This window comes from Sphingomonas phyllosphaerae (assembly GCA_036946405.1).
GTDB lineage: Bacteria > Pseudomonadota > Alphaproteobacteria > Sphingomonadales > Sphingomonadaceae > Sphingomonas > Sphingomonas phyllosphaerae_D.
In genome coordinates this window covers 378,962-398,113 of sequence record JAQIJC010000001.1, presented here as the reverse complement: position 1 = coordinate 398,113, position 19,152 = coordinate 378,962, and the positions used below count along the sequence as shown (strand labels likewise).

Genomic DNA, 19,152 nt, shown 5'->3' with positions numbered 1-19,152 from the left:
TGTACGGGTGCTCGGCGGCCGGATGGCAGCCGCCGAGCAATTAGGACGTCACAGCCGGAGCGAGACGCCCGCCACGATCTGTCGCCCGAGCAGGTCGTAGCCCATGATCGTGTTCGTTCGAAGCAGTCCGATGCGCTCGCGGCTGTTCGGCACCAGCGGCGGATCACGATCGAGGATGTTGTTCGCAATGATGCGGAACGTCATCTCCTTGGTCACGTCGACGCTGAGCGAGAGATCGAACCAGTTGAACGCACCGATCCCGGGGTAGTCGGTCCACTTCGTGTCGTCGGGTTGTGCGGGTACGCCGCGATCCGCCGGAGCATAGACGGCCAAAGGCATGCCGCCGCGATGGCGCCAGTTCAGCGAGAGATTCGTCTTGCGGTCCGGCGAGGTCCAGGTCGTACGGAACTGGTGCGCCCAGCGAGGCATGCTCTCACCGCAACCATAGCCGAAATAACCTACGCAGTTGCGCGGTGTCGCCGTCGGAGTGGATTGACCGCCGACATACGTCATCAGCGAGCCGTTCAGGTTGAAGTTCAGCTTTCCGACGTTGCCCAGCCCGAGGTCGTATTGCGCTTGGATGTCGATCCCCTCCGAGCGCGACCGGTAGGCGTTGCGAACGCCGCGGACGACGTAGCCCGTGGTGACGTTGCGACCGAATGCGCTGAACAGCGTCCCAGTGCCCGGATTGCGCACCACGCCCTGGCAGAAGTAATCCAGGCCGGAAGTGAGACACTCGTTCAGATAGTCGGTGGGCTGCACGAAGGCGAGTTCGTCGCGCACCTCGATCTTCCAGCGATCCGCCGACAGGACGAAACCCTTCAGGAAGCGCGGCCGCAGGACTACACCATAGGTGGTGGTGTAGCCGGTTTCCGGTTTGAGGGCGTATCCGTTCTGCCGGACGGTGCAGGTATCGTTCGCGCCCGGGCATAGAAGCGTGGCGCTGCCGTATAGATTATCGGCTAGGCCAGTGTTGCGACACTGTTCGACGGTATAGATGGGAGCCAGACGCGGTGCGTTCGGATTGCTCGGGTTGGCGCGCGGGGCGCACGGATCGGTGAAGAAGCCCTGCTCGGTGTAGATGTCCTGCGCTTCCGTCACCGTGCGCGCATCCGGCGCGCGCTGCGACTTGTTGTACGAGCCGCGGAAGGAGATGTCGTCGAGGGGCGACCACAGTCCCTCGACCTTCCACGTGTCGAACCTGCCTTGCAGTCGGTTGTACTTGGACAGGCGATAGCCTGCATTGACCTGAAGGAGGCGCGTCCACGACTTGTCCTCGACGAGCGGCGCCTGCACCTCGACGTTGGACTCGAGGATGTTCTGGGTGAAGCGCGATTCCGACCCAACCGCGGCCTGCGCCGCGGCGGCATTGCGGGTCGTGCGATCGAGTTCGGACCGGAACTCCGCGCCCAAGGCGACGGCCACACCTTGCTCGGCCAGCGGCGACGTGATTCCGTATTTGCCGAGGTCGCCGCTGATCGTCCCCAGGAATTGGAGCAGGCGCGGGGTTCTTATCGTGGCTGCTTGGTTGAAGTCGTTGAAGAGATAAGCCGACAACGCCCGATCGCTGCTGTACGGAACGAAGGCGTTGAAGGGCACGCATGAGCCACCGACACGGCAGGTCGGAACGCCGTTCACGTTCACAACGTCGAGAGTGTTGTTGAGCTGCGCATAGTCGACGTATGAAGTGCCGTAGTTTTCGATCTGCGAGCGCGATATCATCCCGGCGATGTCGTAATGCCAGATATTGTCCTTGGTGTTCCCACGAAGACCGGCGGAAATGCGATAGCTGGCGTTGACATATTTGGTGGTGACGGGATCAAGCCCGTCAAAACGATATCGCAGATCGATTGGCACGTAGGCGCCGGCTACGCCCGCCGATCCGCCGCACAGGTCACGAGATTGGGATCCCGACAGGAATGGGTTGTCGCAGTTCACGCGGTACGGGTTGGTGCCGTACGCGCCGAAGTTGAACGTCCTGTTGAGCGATGTGTTGCTGGAGGTGTCGCGGTAGGCGAGTACGCTCGCGTACAACTCGACCTCATCACTGACCTCCGCCGTGAGGAAGCCTCCCGTGTTCCAGCGCTCGAATTGGCGTTGGTACGAGAAGTCGTCATACGGGTTCGCCGAGGTGCCCGGTGCCGAGTTGATCGGGATGAAGGTGCGGGAGCCGTCGGGATTGTTGACGAGGAACTGGCCGGCGCGTGGCCCCGAAAGCGGAATGATCGTACCCGCACCCGTGAAGGTCGCCCGAAGGCACGTTGGGGCAGCCGTTCGGCTCGATTTCGAGATCTCGCACGCCGAATGCGACCGATTGGCGAATGGCAGCACGTCGGAATGGGCGTAGTTTAGATAGGTGGTGATGTTCACCCGGTCGTCGAAGAGACCCACGCCGGCGGCAAGGCTGATGTTGGCGCGTGCCCCGTCGTTCGCCCAGCCCTTGTTATAGGTGAAGCCCGCCGCGTCGGCTGCGTCCGCAACGACTCCATCGCGGTTGTGGTGGTTGAAGAAGCTGTAGTTGGCGTCCAGGCGAACACCCTTGAAATTCTTCTTCATGATGAAGTTGACGACGCCCGAAACCGCGTCCGAGCCGTAGACCGACGAGGCGCCGCCCGACAGCACGTCGACCCGTTCGGTAAGCATGGTCGGCACGATGCCGACGTCGATCGTGTTCGGCAGCCCGAAGCGCAGCCCATCGATCAGCATCAGCGTCCGCTCGTACCCCAGACTGCGCAGCTTGATGCGCTGACGCCCTTCGGACGAGTCGAGATTCTGTTCGACGTTGACCTGCACCTGGGGAAGCCGGTTCAGGACTTCCTCGACCGTCGTGGCTCCCTGCGCCGCGATCTCGGCCGCCGTCGTCGTAACGATCGGCGCCGCGGACTTGTTGTTCGGACGGACGATGCGCGTTCCGGTCACGATGACGTCGTTTCCAGCGGCTTCTCCGCCGATAGCGACAGACTTCAAGCGCGAGATCGAATCCAGTGATTCCGCCTCGCTGTCCGAAGCTTTGACATCCTGCGGCTGAATTTGCTGCGCGATTGCAGGCGACGTTGCGACCGCTACAAGGCATGAACCCGTCAACAGAACAATCGTACTTTTCCTCATCTCGTCCCCCGCTTGGCTTCTGTTTGTTGTTTATTGAATGTGAAGTCGCGCACCGGCACTGCGACACACCCAATTCCAACCCCTTTGATCGCTGGAATTAGGCGTTAACCCGATTGATGAAGCCAGCCGTCGGCAGCCGCCGACACTGTCACCCTCATCGTCATGCCCCTACCCAGCGCTCAAGGACGAAGACGGAGCCGTCGGCGGTTTGCCTCAAAGCTCTTGTCAGTTTTTACGGGATGGCGGGCAGAGAGTGCGGTGGGTGGTGATCGGTACCCAAGTACGGCATCATCACGTTGTGCGAACCCGCATTGCCTTTTTGCGCTTGCGCAGTCTGCCGATCATTCGGGATCTCGCTCTAAGGCGGTAGTTGCGGGTAGCAAAAGGAGGTTTAAACTCGAGTCTGTGCCAAGAAGCGACCTGCGCCCGACAACGGGCTAGATACACGTTGTGAGGTGACGACTCACGAATAATTCGCGTAAGAACGCCTTCGACGTCGCAATATACTTGAGAATCTATTGTATGCTCGGGTAAATTATATAAAAAAAGACCTTTAAATTGCAATATTCGATTTTTTTAGTAGGTGTTGCAGCTTCGGCTGTCTTTGCGATGTTCGGACCTGAGCATCGTCTGCAGGAGAGGGTGGTGTCTGCTCCAGAGTGGGCCGGATTGCAGCAATATGTACCACCGGGGCGCACGTGCCGTATTGCCAGGAAAATCAGTGATGGACATTATCCCGGCGCACGGAGCGGGTGGGAAAGTGACCAAAGTCGGGGCAGAAGGTGGGCAATTGACGGAAATCGAGGGCGCGTTTCTCGCGTTGCGACCAGTCCTCCTCAATTTCGTTCGCCGTCTTGGCGCGTTGGATTGTGCCGACGACATCCTGCAGGAGATGTGGATCCGGCTGCCGCGTGAAGAGGGAGTGGTCCGCACCGTCGAACCGTACTTGTACCGAATGGCGCACTCGCTGGTGATCGACTGGAAGCGATCGGCGATCCGGTCGGCGCATCGGGACAAGGCTTGGGCGGACGTCACAGATCAGTCGGAGCAGCCTCGCGCTGATCGCGCGTTGGAAGCTCGCGAGACGGCGACACGGGCGCTTGCGGCGATTTCGCTCCTCGGAGAGCGGGTGGTGCGAACGTTCAAGAGGCACCGGATCGATGGGTTGACGCAGAGGGAAGTCGCTGTCGAACTGGGCGTCAGCATTGGCACCGTGGAGGGTGACCTGAGGCGGGCCTACAGCGCGCTGGATGCCTTGGACGATCGCGGGGAACAGGGTTGAGGATGAGGGATGAAGCGCGTCGTGTCGTCATACAGGCATGAGCATCATGGTTGACCCTAACCGAGCGGACGCCATCGCCTGGGCGGTCCGGGTCGCGGATCCAGACTTTTCCGATTGGGAAGGGCTCGCGCGCTGGCTGGACGGGGATGCGGAGCGCAGTGACGCATACCTTCGTGCCACCGTCATGATAGACGACGCCGTGGCGATGTTGTCCTCCGGCACGGTCGCCGAGCCTGCGGAGATATTGGAGACCGACGCAGAAATCCTGCCGTTTGAACGGCCAGTGCGCAGGTGGCGTCTCTGGGCCATGGCCGGTGCGACTGCGCTGGCTGCCGGCATTTCGGGTATCTTGCTGCTCGCACCCGAGCGCGAGGTGCGCTCGATCCGCGTGATCGATTCAGTGGCCGGGAAGACGCGTCACGTCGTCCTGGGTGACGGCAGCCACGTGGAGTTGGCGGGAGGGACACGCCTGTCCTTCGATCCGCTTCATCCCCGCCAAGTGACGTTGGCGCGAGGGCGGGCTGTCTTCACGGTCAGGCATGACGATGCCGAACCGTTCTCCGTCGATGCAGGTGGGTACCGCATCGTCGACGTGGGAACCGCTTTCGAGGTCGTCCAGACTGCCGGAAAGACCGATGTCGCGGTGGCCGAAGGCGAGGTGATGGTCAGGTCCGACGCAAGGCCGGTCATGGTGAAGGCAGGGCGGGGCGTGCTCCTGCAGGCGGGGAGCGCGCCTCGCCTCTTTGACGTCGCGCCCTCTTCAATCGGTCAGTGGCGCAAAGCCCAGATGACCTACAGATCCGCTTCGCTCGCCCTCATCGCATCGGATCTATCTGCGGCTCTTGGCCATCCGGTCGCGGTAGGGGCAGGTCTGGAGGCCAGGCGCTTCACGGGGTCGCTGCTGGTGTCAACGGTGCGGAACCGGCCCGAAGAACTGGGTGATGCTCTGGACGTAAAGGTCACCGAAATAGGAGACGGTTGGACGCTCTCCGCCCGATGACTAAGCGCGTGCCGGCCTGCTTGGGAGGTTTGGCGATCGCGATCACGACGCCGCCTGCCTGGGCGACCGACCGTGCCGTATCCCTGCCGGCGGGACCGCTGGGGCGAGCGGCCGAGCTTCTCTCACAGCAGGCGGCCACGAACATCGTCTTGGACGGCGACGCCTTGTGGTCGCGGCCCGTAGTGGCCATCCGCGGCCGGATGACGGCGGACGCGGCAATTCGCGCGCTGGCGCGAGCGGCCGGTGTGCGTGCGATCCGCAATGGGCGTGCGACATGGCGGCTCGCGGCCCAGACCGTAAAGCGTTCGGCTCTTGCGGGCCAGACGGTCTCCCCAACGATCCAACGATCGGTCAGCGAACCGCCGCCGCCCGACGTGATCGTGATGGCCAGCAAACGCGGAACCCCTGCACGATACCTCGCCGGCAGTGTGGAGATCCTTAAGGCGCCTTCGATCGACTTTGAGGCGGGGACGCAGGCGCTCGTCACGCGCTCGACCATCATCTCCTCCACCTATCGTGGCGCAGGACGCGAAAAGCTGTTCATACGCGGGCTGTCGGACTCGAGTTTCTCCGGGCGTTTGCAATCGCTGACCGGACTCTACTTCGGCGACGTGCGACTGACCTACAGCGCCTCCGACCCCGACCTGCAACTGTACGACATTGAGTCGATAGAGGTGGCGCAGGGGTCGCAGGGGACGCTTTACGGCTCCGGGTCACTGGCCGGCATCATCCGTCTCCAACCCGTCATGCCCAAGCGGGGCGTTGCGTCGGCGACGATGGGCATTGGCGTATCCACGATCTCGCACGGAGGCTCGGGGTCCGACCTCGACGCGACCGTCAACGTTCCCATTGCGAACAATCTGTCGATCCGCGCCGTCGGCTTCGTCCGCAGCGAACCCGGCTACATCGACAAGCCAGCAGTCGGCACGGACGTCAACTCGGTGCGCATCGACGGCGCGCGCGCCATCGCGCGGTGGTGGCCTGGCCAAGGCTGGACGGTCGATGCCATCGCCATCGTCCAATCAAGCCATAGCGGCGACATCCAGTATGAAACGATCGGCGCGCGCCGGCTGACTGAGCTCGGTCCGGTTGCCGAGCCCTTCGGCAGCGATTATGCCGCGGGGCACCTCGTCCTCAACGGACATGTCGGCTCGGCCGCCCTCGTTTCCGCCACGGGCCTTTCGTCACAGCACTTCCAGGAACGTTTCGCCGGACAGACGCCGCTGGGGGCGACGGTGAACGATGTGATCCGTCGAAATTCGATGCTGACGCATGAAACCCGGATCAGCCGGACGGGGGAGAGCGGCGCGGGATGGGTCGTCGGCCTTTCCTATGTCGAGACGACCGGCAGGACGAGCAGTGTCCTTGTTGACGATCTGGTGCCCTTGGAACTCAGCGTGCATGACGAACTGCAGGAAGGCGCGGCTTTCGGGGAAGCGTCCGTTCGCCTGACGCCATTTTTGATGGCCAGCGCAGGCGCACGAGCGGTCCTGGCTCGTAGCAGGACCCGCTTCTTCTTCCCGTTCTATGGCGCGCGCGCAGGAAGACGCAGCGAACATTGGCTTCTGCCGACGGCCTCGATCGTCATCAATCCCTCGTCCACTCTCTCCGCCTACGTCCGCTACCAGCAGGGAAAGCGTCCCAGCGTCGCGCCATTGTCATTGAACGGCGAAGCCGACGCTCGTCGGGACGAGCGGATCGAAACGGTCGATGTGGGAGCTCGGTGGTATCCAGCCGGCGGCTGGGTGGCGAGCGCATCGGTGGAGGGCAGTCGCTGGCGGGATCTCCAGATCGACACCCTCGAGGCCTTCGTAGGTCTCGACGCCAGTGCCATCGGCGAGTGGCGGACACTGTCGGGCCATGTCACCATTGGCGGACCGTTGTCTCGTGCCCTTCGGATAGATCTCGCCGCAACTCTCAACAAGACGCGTGCCGCTCCAGGCAATGCCTTCGTCCAGATCGTTCGTCCACCCGACATCGCCGGGGTCGTCGCCCGCGCGGACATCAACTGGACGCGCGGGCTTGGACCGGCGGGCTCCCTCAACGTCAACCTATGGGCACGCTATGAAGGACGGTCCTACGGAACCTTTCAGCTGTTCTCGCCCTTGCCGCAGGGCGATTACACGCGCCTCGGTTTGCAGAGCCAGGTTCAACGCGGCGCCGACAAGTGGCTTCTGTCGATCGACAACCTCCTGAATGTGAGCGACACCCGATATGCCTTCGGTAGCATCTTCCGTGCCGGTTCGGTGCGCACGCCGGTGAGGCCGCGATCCATTTGGGTCGGATACCGGCGCTCATTCTGAGCGGCAGGGAAATCGGACGACAGCTCGCCGTAGATGCGGGTCCCGGGTCACCGGCGAAAAATAATTGAAATTCCCTTAAGGCGCGCGGTGATCAGCGACGTCTTGTTTATCGGAAGGCATGTAAGAACGCTGATCAAAGAGGTTCGTTCCTCACATCGACGTTGCCATGTCGCTCCAGACAGTTTCCGCAAGCCGGCCAAGGTCGGCGCTCCAGGGAGAGACCAACGTGGCGACCGATCTGCCTCTTCGCCGTGCCTACGAGTTCAAGACGGGCAAGCTCGTCACTACGGCATTCAATCTCTACGATCCGCTAAGCGTCGCAGGTGACTCGCTCACGGCAAAGCAGTGGCACCTGACGCGATTGGGTGACATGGATTCGGTCTGGGCCGATTTCACCGGCAAGGGCGTGCACGTCGGCATGTATGACAGCGGCGTCGACGTGAAGCATTGGGATCTCGCGGGCAATTACGATTCGTCGCTCGAGGTCACCATTGGTGGCCAGCAGATCAGCGGCGCGGCCGACGGCGACTCCCATGGCACCGCCACTTCGGGTCTCGTGGCGGCCGAGAAAAACGGAAAAGGCGGTGTCGGTGTCGCCTACGAGGCATCGATCACCAGTGCCGCCATCCTGACCCTCGGCGGCAACGCCATCTCGATTAATGGGAACGCGCAGGGGTATCTGGACGCCTTCCGGCAGGCCGCCGATCTCTTCGACGTCACGAACAACAGCTACGGTCCGTCGGTTCTGTTTCTGCCGCTCGCGAGCATGAATTCTCGCGGCACGGCGGGCAACGGGGCATCGATCACCGCCGAGATCATGGATTATCACGCCAAGTACGGCCGGGACGGCCTCGGCACGGTCGACGTATGGGCGGCCGGCAACTCCGGCAGCCTGGGTCAGGCCATCGGCTATTCCTCGGATCGACACGCGGTAACGGTCTCGGCCTATCGCGAGGTCGACGGGTCGTCTTCCTATTACAGCGAATACGGGCCGCACATCCTCGTCTCGGCGCCGTCCAACGACTTCGGCGTCCTCGGTGGAACCGGTCAGGTCACGACCGTTCCGACGAACGGCGTGAGCTACGAGGAGGGCGGCGCGTCCTCCGGCTACACCGACCAATTCGGCGGCACATCGGGCGCGGCGCCGATCGTCGCCGGCACGATCGCGCTCATGCTCGATGCAAACGAGAATCTCGGATGGCGTGACGTGCGCAACATCCTGGCCGCTTCCGCCAAGATGCCCGTCGCCTTTGAGACGGGTCAGACTGCGGTCAGGTATGAGGCCCCAGACGGCAGCATAAACAACACCGCGCTGAACGAGGACGTGTTCCACTTGAACGGCAAGAGCGCCGGCTGGAACGGCGGAGCCATGCACTACAGCAACGATTACGGCTATGGCGCCGTCGACGCCTACAATGCAGTGCGCATGGCCGAGGTGTGGTCGCTGTTCGGTGCTGCGAAGACGTCCGCAAACGAGCAGCATCTGACCTTTCGAAGCGATCTGAACCTCCGCATCGATTCCGCCAGCTTGTCGGACCCGTACAACGGACTGTTCTCCACGATGCGGGACTTCATCAATGCGCCGGTAAAGGTTTCCTTTGAACTTGGGGAGAACATCGACATCGAGCATCTCGATCTCTCGTTTAATTTCGATGCCTTGACGACATCGAATTACGCATATGCTGCGCCGGATGAGATTTCGAAGGTCCGCATGGGGCTGACTTCGACGCAATTCAAATTGACCGCCCCCGACGGCACATCCTCCTTCGTCACCGCGCGGGCAGGTGTTCCCGATGGGGAACTTAAGACGGTCGACGATGAGTTCACGTTCGGCTTCACCGGCTTCCACGGCGTGGAAAGCAAGGGAACGTGGACGCTGGAATTCGCCGGGTTCAAAGACCGTCTTCTGGTCGGCAACTTCTTCCCGTTCAACATCGTGGCCGATGTCCTGATCCAGAGCATGAAGATGGACGTCTACGGTGCATCGGCGACGAGCGACGACGTGTACACCTATACGAACGAGTTCTTCACAATGGCCTCGATCGCGGGCGAGACCAGCCGCACGACGTTGAGCGATACCAACGGCGGGGTCGACTGGATCAACGCGGCGGCGGTTTCGTCGGACATCAAGCTGTCGTTGGTGGCCGGTCAGGCGACATCGTTCGATGGTGAGCGTGCGTTCGCTCTCTCTCGCGACAGCGTCATCGAGGGTGCAGTTACGGGCGATGGAAACGACACCCTGATAGGCAACCGTTTCGACAACAAGCTGTTCGGCATGCGTGGTGACGACACGCTGAATGGCGGTGCTGGCGACGACATGCTGTTCGGCGGAACCGGCAACGATCGCTTCCTGTTCGACAACCGTGGCACCAGCGGTCGCGACACGGTCCTCGACTGGAGTCGCGGCGATCTGATCGGCACGCAGACGGCGCTTCGCGGAATGGGTACCGATGGCACCGTCAAGGTCGCTAGCAACGCGCAACTGCTGCTGGATGGCACGGCGTCCGGAGACAAGCTGAAGCTGAGCGAGAATGGCGGGGCGGTTCTGCAGCAGATGGGGCAGAGTGGCGGCTACTTCTGGTATGCATACATCTCGGGTGCCGATCTCGACAGCAACGACGTGATCCACGAGGCGGGCTATCAGCCGTCGAGGGTCGCAGCTGGCGCAGTGGCGGCGTTCGCCGCCAGCGTGGACTTCGACCATGCTCTTGGAAATGCCGGTGTCAGCACTACGGGAACGACCGGCGCCCAGGAATCCTTCTACCTCTACGACGCCATGGCAAGCACGATGTCCGGCGGCGTGCAGCTCTACGCCTGATCAAATCCCTCCCCTCTGCCCGGGCGGTTCTCCCACCGCCCGGGCTTTTTTCGCAGCTCGCATCTCGTCCTAATTCGAGACGATTTCTGACGAAGCAGCGAAGAAACGACAGCGCGACCTTGAGGTCTTCGAGGGTCGTCTCCGCCTCTAAGATGTGAGGGAGAGCAGAGCGGAGCTTCGCAACCCTGACGCAAGTGACGATCGTCGATCCTTCGGCGAGCCATGAAGATGGATGGCCCATTGGGCTGCAAAGAGAGGTGAAAGTGTTTCGCTTTGCCGGTGCGATCGCGATGCTTCTTGCCAGTGCCGCTCCGGCCAGCGGCGAGACGCTGGTTGATGCGATCGCCGAGGCATACCGACACAATCCAGCGCTTCAAGCTCAGCGTGCCGAGCTCCGCGAGTTGGACGAAAGCGTGGTGCAGGCTGGCGCACCCTATCGGATGAGCGCCGACGCGACCGCCACGATCGGCTACAATGACCGGCTTCAGCGAAGCGCGTTCGACGCCGGTTTCGCACGCTTCGAACAGCGTTCAATGGGCGCTTCGCTATCGGTGTCACAGCTCCTCAGCAGCGGAGGACGCACCGCTGCGCAGATTTCGGCGGCGGAAGCCGATGTGCTGGTCGGTCGCGAACGGCTTCGGGAAGCGGAGAATCGCACGATCTATCAGGTGGTCGACGCCTACATTTCCGTTCGACGCGACACCGAACTGGCCGCGATTCAGGCCCGAGCAGCTGCATCCTACGAGCGGCAGGTGTCGCAGGCGCGCGCGCGCGAGGGGGAGGGCGACCTCACTCGCATCGACATCGCCCAAGCCGAAGCGCAGTTGATGATCATTCGCGCCGCCTTGCTGCAGACGCAGGCGAGCCTTGAACAAAGTCGCTCGCGCTTCGCGGCCGTGGTCGGGCGCAATCCGGGCGATCTGGAGCCACCACCGCCGCTCCCCGGTCTGCCGCGTTCGGTCGACGTCGGCTATCTCATCGCAGGTCAGGAGAGCCCGAGTCTATGGCAGGCCATCCTCGGCGAGAAGGCAAGTCGTCACCGCATCGCGGCAGAGCGTGCCGAGCGACACCCGGTGATCAGCGCTCAGGGCAGCTTCGGCTACGTCAACCCGCTCGGCTACCAGGTACGCGATCTCGGGCGCACGGTTTCGGGGGGCATCACTGTGACCGTGCCTATCCTGACGCAAGGCGTAGTCGGCTCGCGCGTTCGTGCAGCCATCGCCGCGCAGCAATCCGCCGAGTTCCTCGTCGAGGATGCACGTCGCAGCGTCGATGCCGCCGTTCTCAACGCTTGGAACCAGTCGGTAACCGCTCGTCGTCAGATCGAGAGCGGTGAGGCTGCGGTAATCGCCGCGCGGACTGCGCTCGACGGCGTGAAGCTCGGCTTCGCCGAAGGCTTTCGTTCCAATTTCGAACTGATCGATTCCGAACAGCGCCTGTTGAATGCCCAGGTGATCGTCGCCAACGCGCGTTACGGGCTGTACGCGGGGCAGGCGACGATGCTCGCGCTGCTCGGCCGCCTCCAACTCGCGGCGCTCGTTCCGAGCACCCAGCTCTACGATCCAACACGCGAGTTGCGGCGTAACCGCGCACGGCAGATCGGCCCCTTCGAGCCGCTCGTTCACCTGATCGACCGAGCGCAGGTCCCTAGCGACCGTTCGCGGCCGTCGCCCGTCGTCACCATCAATAACGATCCCGAATTCGCGCCGGCAGGGTCCGCCGGCATCGATGGCCCACTCGCGCGGGAACTGCCGTTCCCGGTGGTCGGCAGCGTCCCAGGACCAATCACGCCGAAGATCAAACAAGGGAGATAGAAGTTGAAGATCATCACGCTGCTTGCCGCCGCCACTGCCGCGGTCACCGCCTTGCCTGCTTCCGCCGCGACGCTTTTCTACACTCTGGCTGGCCCCGCCGGCGGGTACACAGCCCAGTGGCAGCTGTCCGAAATGCCCACTCCCGATACCTTCAACATCGGCCAGGGTTTCGCTCTGGAGCGCGTTGCCGGGGTCTTTCCGGGATCGACGGCGGGTGATGCCTACATAGACTTCTTCGAAGCCTCGAACGGCGGCGGTTTGTCCATCTCGGATGCGGACGGGCCGAGTCTGCTGGTCTCACTTTCGGGCGCGCAGTTGTACCAAGGCGCCGAAGACATGCCGCGGCTGCTTCTTGGCACCTTCAACCTGACGGACACCGGTGGTCGCGGTGGCTACACGCTGACCGTCGCAGATGCCGCGGTGCCTGAACCCGCAACGTGGGCACTCATGATCCTCGGCTTTGGAATGGTGGGAGGCGCGATGCGTCTGCGCACCAACCGCATGAGCGTCCGCTTCTCCTAAGTTGACGACGGGTGTGGGTTTCCTCCCGCACCCGTCCGATCCGTCATCGCACGGGTCGATTGAAGGCTTGAACCTGATGCTTTCCTCCGGTCATGCTAATCCAGTGGCTGCCGCCCTTGGCTCGGCCCGACAGCATTTCGTCTTCGCCGCTCTGTTCAGCGGCCTGGTGAATGTTCTCTACCTGGCGCCTTCGATCTTCATGCTGCAGGTCTACGATCGCGTCGTTCCCACGCGCGGTGGAACGACACTGCTCTTCCTCATCATAATCCTAGCGGTTTCGCTCGCGGTGCTGTCGCTACTCGACATGGCACGCATGCGGCTGCTGCTTCGGGCGAGTGTTCGGCTCGAGAAGCGTGCGGCGCCTCCGCTGCTCGATCGCATCTTAGGAGCGACCAACGCCTCCGTCCCCGAACGAAGCGCGGCGATCCGCAATCTCGACACGCTCCGCGGGGTTCTCACGGGCCCGGCGATCCTTGCCCTCTTCGACGTGCCGTGGGCGCCCATCTACGTCGCCGTCTGCTTTCTGCTGCATCCCTGGATCGGTGCCTTCGCGCTGCTGTCGTCCGCGCTCCTGATCGCAATTGCGCTCGCGGGTGAGCGCTCGACGAAGCGCGGCGCAAGCGAGGCGCAGGCCATTGCTTCGACCCAAGCCCGGATGCAGGACTACTCGGTCCAAGCCGCCGAGGTCGCTCGCGTGCTCGGCATGCGTCGTGCGATTGTTCGCGTCCGACTGGAGGAACGTGCCGATCTCGTGGAGCGTCAAGGTTCGCTCGCGCAGACCTCCGGCGCCTTCCTTGCGACGACAAAATTCCTCCGCCAACTGTTCCAGTCACTCGCGCTCGCCTTGGGAGCGCTTCTCGCGATCCATCAGTCGATTTCCATGGGCTCGATCTTCGCCGCCTCCCTGCTGATAGGTCGTGCCCTGGCTCCCGTGGAGCAGATCCTGAGTTCCTGGAAGAACGTCCTCGCCGCCCGCGCGGCTTACTCCGGCTTGGCGACCTTCCTGCGATCGCCGGACGAAACCGTGGACCGCACGCAGCTGCCCCGACCACGGGGTGTCGTTGAGCTGACCAATGTGACCGTGAAGGCGGCGCACAGCGACCGGCGTCTGCTCGACAAGGTGAGTTTGAGCGTAACGCCGGGGCAGATCGTAGCGTTGGTCGGCCCAAGTGGTGCGGGAAAGTCCACGCTGCTGCGCACCATCGCCGGCGCAATCACTCCCGACGAGGGGGAGGTTCGGATCGACGGTACCAGTCTCAGGGATTGGGACCGCGAATTACTTGGTCAGGCAATCGGGTATACTCCTCAAGCACCTACGCTCTTCCCCGCCACCGTGAAGGCGAACATCTCGCGGTTCGCGGCGGCGAACGGTGCCGATCCACGGTCACTCGACGCTTTGGTGGTGGACGCCGCGAGGCGTGCGGGCGCCCACGAAGTGATCCAGCGCTTCGCGCAGGGCTACGACACGGTGCTGAGCGTTCGCGAGGCGGGAGGCATCTCCGCTGGGCAGCGCCAGCTGGTCTCTCTGTCGCGAGCCATGTTCGGCAATCCGGCTCTCGTTCTTCTGGACGAACCGAACGCTCACCTCGACGTGAACAGCGAGGCGGCCCTGATGAACACCCTCAAGACCCTGCGCGCGGAAGGAGTGACGATCATCGTCTCGACCCATCGCAACGGCCTCCTCCAAGCCGCGGACCGGATGCTTCTGGTACGTGACGGTCGGGTCACGGAGATCGAACGGAATGACGGGCCTTTGAGCTCGGTCGCACCTGTTCAGAAGGGAGGGCGGGCAACATAGTCGGCGAGCGCGCCGAACGCATCTACGTCGAGTTCGCCGAGGAGCGGCTTTCGAATCTCGGGGTGTCGCCGAGGAACATCTTCGACGCTCTGGCTAAGCAGAATCTTATCACTCCCGCCGGATCGATCGAGGCGAAGGGGCAGTCGATCGTCGTTCGAATCGACGGCGGTTTCGACGAACTTCAGCGGATCCGTGACGTTCCCGTGGTCGCCGGCGGCAAGACGTTCCGGCTGGCCGAGATCGCGAAGGTCGAACGCGGCTACGAGGATCCTGCGACCTTCCTCGTGCGAAGCCAGGGCGAGCCCGCGCTGTTGCTGGACATCGTCATGCGCGAGGGTTGGAACGGCCTCGATCTTGGCGAGGCGCTGAAGGCGGAGGTCGAGAAGATCAATGCCGGCCTCCCGCTCGGCATGTCGCTGACGCGCGTGACGGACCAATCCGTCAACATTGATGAAGCCGTCAGCCAGTTCATGCATACCTTCTTCGAGGCTTTGGCGATCGTCCTCATCGTGAGCCTCGTCAGTCTGGGCTGGCGCGTCGGGATCGTGGTCGCGGGCGCGGTGCCGCTCACGCTCGCCATAACGCTGATCGTCATGTGGGCGACAGGCCGCGCTTTGGACCGCATCACGCTCGGCGCCCTAATTCTTGCGCTTGGCCTCCTGGTCGACGACGCGATCATTGCGATCGAAATGATGGTCGTGAAGATGGAGGAGGGCTACGACCGCATTCGCGCTTCGGCCTACGCGTGGAGCCATACCGCCTCACCGATGCTGGCGGGTACGCTGGTCACGGTCATCGGATTGATGCCAGTCGGCTTCGCGCAGTCGACCGCCGGCGAATACGCCGGCAACATCTTCTGGGTCGTCGGCTTTGCGCTGATCGCGTCATGGTTCGTGGCGGTCATCTTCACGCCGTACATGGGCGTCAAGCTGCTGCCGAACATCAAGCCCATCGAGGGTGGGCACGAGGCGATCTATCAGACCGAGCGATACCAGCGGGTGCGCAGCGTCATCGCCTGGGCGGTCAGGCGCAAGGTGCTGGTGACGTTGGTCGTATTCGGCACGTTCCTGACCGCCGGCGCCGGTATGGCACTCGTCAAGAAACAGTTCTTCCCCGCATCCGATCGGCCCGAAGTCCTGGTCGAGGTGCAGATGCCGAAGGGCACCGCGATCGACCGAACCGCGAGCGCCGCGCGACAAGTCGAGGACTGGCTTCGCAAGCAGCCAGAGGCGAAGATCGTGACAAGCTACGTCGGACGCGGCGCACCGCGCTTCTTCCTGTCCTTGTCTCCTGAGCTAGAGATCGTCCTCATGATCGATATCGAGCTCACCGAGGACGGTGACGCGCTCGATGAGATTATCCTGTTGGCCGGCAGATCCCGCCTTCTCGCGCACCAGATGCTCTAGCCCGCGCAGCCGAATGCGGGTCTGCGGATCACCGGGAGCGCTCCAGTTGGCGATTTCTCGCCGTAGCCCCTGACGTGCCTCCTTCAGGCTGCCTAGCCGCCCGAGAGCAACAAAGCGTTGGAAGAACGCGCGGGCATCCACACCCGCAGCGGCGAGCGTTTCCCGCAGTTGCTCGGCCTGCGTACCCGCATCCCCCGTGACGACTGTCTCTAACGCCAGCGCTGCTAGGGCGAGCATCAGGTTCTCGTGAATCGGCCGATTGGTCGCGAACTCATAATGCGCGCGTCGAGCGATCTCCTCGCCGAAATTATCAATCCGCTCGGCCTCGCCTTTCGCGAACTTTGCCACGGTTGCCCGTAGATCGCTGGCGCGAAGCGGTATCTCGGCACTGGCGATTGAGTATTTGAATTGGACGACCTCGATACGGTCGGCTTCAGCGACCGTGCGCCCGCCATAATATCGCACCAAATCCGCGACTTCTGTTGCCGTCTGGCTGTGGGCGCCATCATCTTCGCGGCTGAACCCCTCCATCGCGATCGCAACGAGATTGGTGTCTGGCGGCAAGAGCGCCAGGGCACTGCGGGCAGCCCAAGCCTCGTGGAACTGATGCCCGTCGCGTGATGCACGAACCGGATCGACCCGAGCAGCGCCGCGCGCGCTGACGTCCATCGGCCCCGTCCAATCCCTCAAGCCTACCTCACTACCCCGCTCTGCTCTCCGACGATATCAATTCGTTGTTAGCTGTTCAATCTTTGTTCTCGTCGACGATGCGACTTCCTCCGGCGTGCCGTTATACTGGCCATCTGCAAAGACATCTCGAAGCGAACACCGTCGCGTCCGCTTTTCGCCGGCTCAATCCCCCCCGTCAGCCAAGTACTGCGCGGACCTAGCCGTGAAATGCTCATCCATGTCTATCAACGGCCTGCCAACGACGACAAGATGTGGCGGCGAGCCCAGTTCAGCCCAGAACTGCATGAAGACGACGATCAGACCGCCCGCGTCGCCGAGTTCTGGCGGGGTCTGCCCAAGAGTGATTTTGAAGCTGTGCCCGGTTGGGCCTTCGAGATTGGCGACACGCGGCATGTCGCCCACGAAGTGCGCAATGTCGTCGGAGGTGTTGAGGATAACGTCCCTTAGGAAGGGCTCGAACGAATCGACCCCCAGTTCGGCAACGGCATAGGCGTGGGCGGTCTTCGCCAACGAGCGAAGATAGTCGAGGCGGTTCACAGGTGGCAGGACGATTCCGACCCGCTCGACACCTTGCTCGTCAGCCACCGCCTGTAGGATCGGGTCTGCCCTGGACGATTCGATGAACCGCCAGGGGCCACCATCGGCATTCGCGGGATCGATCGTTTCGCCAAGGATGGACGGCGGCGGAGACTGCCACAGATTGAGAATCAACGGTCCTTGGGCAATGGGAACCTCGCGCATTCCCAGATCCCGTCCAGCGGTGCCGCTCGCTACGATTTCCACAAGCGGAAGCCGGATCACCTTCGGCCGATCCTTTTTGTTCCGCGTCGGGGCTTCGACCATTGCGCGGAACACGCCCAGCTGATGCCTGAGAACGCGCTGCTCATAAGGCTGGATAATCTTCTGGCAGTTCTCGCAGCAGGCCTCTTCGAGGATCGTCGCATTCTTGCCGATGGCGAAGGGAATGACATGCTCCTCGTTGAGCTTCACCCCAGTCGCGCCGCAGTAGATGCATCTGCCAGGCGACGGCAGCCGGCGCGCCGGGCTTTCGTCGATGTCATATTCCAAAAGTATCATGGTCCAGCACGCTCGGCCTGAAAGTCAAAACTAGAGCTACCCTTTTCCGATCTCCGACTGCTCACTCGCTCCCGTTCGCAAGCTCGGTTGCGATCAGCTGATACCGCGCCTTCAGATCGCCTCCGGTGGCAAACACCAATAAATCTTCTTTTGACAGTATGCCGTCGCTGAGGAATTTGGCCAGGTAGGACCGGCAGAACTCAATGGACAGCATCGACTGATCGATCCGCCCGAGGACTTCCTCGCAGTTCTTGATATTGCGTTCGATCAGCTTCCGGATGTCCAACAGGCGGTTGATTTCGCTGACTACCCTGCCGATCAGCAGGTCGAGAATATTAGTGTCGAGATCAACCTGTCGATCAGCGACCGCAAGGTCTCGCGCTACCAGATAGGCGAGACCGAGATTAGAAAAATCGCCGTGCAGCATGTCGATCACGACGATGAACCCGAAGCCGGCGCGATACGCGACATTATCGACGCGCTTTAGCAATGAAGGATTGATCGAGGACCGATCGAAAACGATGATCGCTTGCGCACTCCTGCGATTGACCTGCGCTTCCAGTAGCTGATTGAGCGCCGTATCAATATTCTTCCCGTACCAATCGCGCTCGTTGGGATCGCCCAGACTGATCGTCTTGTCGAATTTGCATTCGATGACGATGGACCGATCATCGCCGTCGTCGATGGAGCATAGAATATCGCCTGTCTTGTTCTTTGCCAGCGCGCCGGCAACGTTTCCGGTCGGCGAGATCGTATCGCGGATGTCCTTCGCAGCGAGAAATTCGCCGAGATATTCCGCTACTGCAATCTCGCCGGCGATACCCTTCATCGAACTTTTCGAGAAAATCTCAGTGCTCATGTCGAATCGGATTTTCAACGATTCCAGTTCGGTGCCGAGCTCGTTCTCTGTGCGGGCGAGAAACGCCGAAAGGCGTTCCTGGCTTAGCGCAAGCACACCGATATGAAGCGCCTTCGCGAACACGCTGTCACGCTGATCGGCGGGAATCCGGTCGAAGTAGTCGAAAATTAGATTATTCTCCAGCTCGATACCGGAGACTTCTAGCCTGCGAAGGCCGTGATTGAGCTTGATGGAAGGCATGACAGTCCTGAATTCTATCCATTAGACCTTACTGTAACGATAGGTGCCCTTGACCTCGGCATTCAGGAATACACCTTTCGACTCCGCAAGTTTGAAAGCCTCCCAGATGTGCTGCGGGATATCGAAATACTGATAGTCTGAGCCATTGTGGAACGACACCTGCAGCGTCAAGGTGTCAGCATCATACTTCAGCGATGCAATGTTCGAGGATTCGAACGCGTCATAAGTTTCCATT

The 19,152-nt window shown here is 62.1% G+C and carries 13 protein-coding genes; 8 read left to right on the top strand and 5 right to left on the bottom strand.

Features of this window, described 5'->3' with window-relative positions:
- Positions 1–48: 48 nt before the first annotated feature.
- Positions 49–3,108 (bottom strand): TonB-dependent receptor plug domain-containing protein, encoded by a 3,060-nt coding sequence (locus tag PGN12_01740; GenBank protein MEH3102615.1) that lies wholly within the window; start codon positions 3,106–3,108, stop codon positions 49–51.
- Between the two features lie 724 nt (positions 3,109–3,832).
- On the opposite strand from PGN12_01740, the gene PGN12_01735 reads away from it, so the two are divergent.
- The 8 genes from PGN12_01735 to PGN12_01700 all read left to right on the top strand — a co-directional run bounded on the left by PGN12_01735 (position 3,833) and on the right by PGN12_01700 (position 16,051).
- Positions 3,833–4,390, top strand: coding sequence for an RNA polymerase sigma factor (locus PGN12_01735; GenBank protein ID MEH3102614.1), 558 nt, complete (start codon positions 3,833–3,835; stop codon positions 4,388–4,390).
- A gap of 37 nt (positions 4,391–4,427) precedes the next feature.
- Entirely contained in the window at positions 4,428–5,390 is a 963-nt protein-coding gene (locus PGN12_01730) for a FecR domain-containing protein (protein MEH3102613.1), read from the top strand.
- Positions 5,387–7,693, top strand: a complete 2,307-nt coding sequence (locus tag PGN12_01725; protein ID MEH3102612.1) for a TonB-dependent receptor plug domain-containing protein — start codon at positions 5,387–5,389, stop codon at positions 7,691–7,693. The genes PGN12_01730 and PGN12_01725 overlap by 4 nt, the downstream gene beginning before the upstream one ends.
- A gap of 226 nt (positions 7,694–7,919) precedes the next feature.
- Positions 7,920–10,511: a S8 family serine peptidase gene (locus PGN12_01720; GenBank protein MEH3102611.1), complete on the top strand. Its 2,592-nt coding sequence runs from the start codon at positions 7,920–7,922 to the stop codon at positions 10,509–10,511.
- A gap of 194 nt (positions 10,512–10,705) precedes the next feature.
- Positions 10,706–12,325, top strand: a complete 1,620-nt coding sequence (locus tag PGN12_01715; GenBank protein MEH3102610.1) for a TolC family outer membrane protein — start codon at positions 10,706–10,708, stop codon at positions 12,323–12,325.
- 3 nt (positions 12,326–12,328) lie between these two features.
- The gene (locus PGN12_01710) at positions 12,329–12,847 is read left to right on the top strand and encodes a PEPxxWA-CTERM sorting domain-containing protein (protein ID MEH3102609.1); all 519 of its coding nucleotides are present in this window, start codon (positions 12,329–12,331) and stop codon (positions 12,845–12,847) included.
- A 76-nt stretch (positions 12,848–12,923) separates the two neighbouring features.
- Entirely contained in the window at positions 12,924–14,645 is a 1,722-nt protein-coding gene (locus PGN12_01705) for a type I secretion system permease/ATPase (GenBank protein MEH3102608.1), read from the top strand.
- Positions 14,646–14,665: 20 nt separating this feature from the next.
- Entirely contained in the window at positions 14,666–16,051 is a 1,386-nt protein-coding gene (locus tag PGN12_01700) for an efflux RND transporter permease subunit (GenBank protein ID MEH3102607.1), read from the top strand.
- On the opposite strand, the gene PGN12_01695 is transcribed toward PGN12_01700, so the two are convergent.
- The 4 genes from PGN12_01695 to PGN12_01680 all read right to left on the bottom strand — a co-directional run bounded on the left by PGN12_01695 (position 15,941) and on the right by PGN12_01680 (position 19,151).
- A complete protein-coding gene (locus PGN12_01695; protein ID MEH3102606.1) occupies positions 15,941–16,720 on the bottom strand; it encodes a hypothetical protein in 780 nt (259 codons plus the stop codon). The genes PGN12_01700 and PGN12_01695 overlap by 111 nt on opposite strands.
- Before the next feature lie 183 nt (positions 16,721–16,903).
- Positions 16,904–17,818 (bottom strand): hypothetical protein, encoded by a 915-nt coding sequence (locus tag PGN12_01690; GenBank protein MEH3102605.1) that lies wholly within the window; start codon positions 17,816–17,818, stop codon positions 16,904–16,906.
- 61 nt (positions 17,819–17,879) lie between these two features.
- Positions 17,880–18,917 carry a hypothetical protein gene (locus tag PGN12_01685; GenBank protein MEH3102604.1) on the bottom strand — a complete coding sequence of 346 codons (1,038 nt, stop codon included), beginning with the start codon at positions 18,915–18,917 and terminating at the stop codon, positions 17,880–17,882.
- A 21-nt stretch (positions 18,918–18,938) separates the two neighbouring features.
- A complete protein-coding gene (locus PGN12_01680) occupies positions 18,939–19,151 on the bottom strand; it encodes a KTSC domain-containing protein (GenBank protein MEH3102603.1) in 213 nt (70 codons plus the stop codon).
- Position 19,152 lies beyond the last annotated feature (1 nt).

What these genes read in the sequence shown, in the direction of transcription:
- PGN12_01740 (MEH3102615.1), bottom strand. Translation starts at nt 3,108, where the DNA reads ATGAGGAAAAGTACGATTGTTCTGTTGACGGGTTCATGCCTTGTAGCG.
- PGN12_01735 (MEH3102614.1), top strand. Translation starts at nt 3,833, where the DNA reads ATGGACATTATCCCGGCGCACGGAGCGGGTGGGAAAGTGACCAAAGTC.
- PGN12_01730 (MEH3102613.1), top strand. Translation starts at nt 4,428, where the DNA reads ATGAGCATCATGGTTGACCCTAACCGAGCGGACGCCATCGCCTGGGCG.
- PGN12_01725 (MEH3102612.1), top strand. Translation starts at nt 5,387, where the DNA reads ATGACTAAGCGCGTGCCGGCCTGCTTGGGAGGTTTGGCGATCGCGATC.
- PGN12_01705 (MEH3102608.1), top strand. Translation starts at nt 12,924, where the DNA reads ATGCTTTCCTCCGGTCATGCTAATCCAGTGGCTGCCGCCCTTGGCTCG.
- PGN12_01695 (MEH3102606.1), bottom strand. Translation starts at nt 16,720, where the DNA reads ATGGACGTCAGCGCGCGCGGCGCTGCTCGGGTCGATCCGGTTCGTGCA.
- PGN12_01690 (MEH3102605.1), bottom strand. Translation starts at nt 17,818, where the DNA reads ATGATACTTTTGGAATATGACATCGACGAAAGCCCGGCGCGCCGGCTG.
- PGN12_01685 (MEH3102604.1), bottom strand. Translation starts at nt 18,917, where the DNA reads ATGCCTTCCATCAAGCTCAATCACGGCCTTCGCAGGCTAGAAGTCTCC.
- PGN12_01680 (MEH3102603.1), bottom strand. Translation starts at nt 19,151, where the DNA reads ATGGAAACTTATGACGCGTTCGAATCCTCGAACATTGCATCGCTGAAG.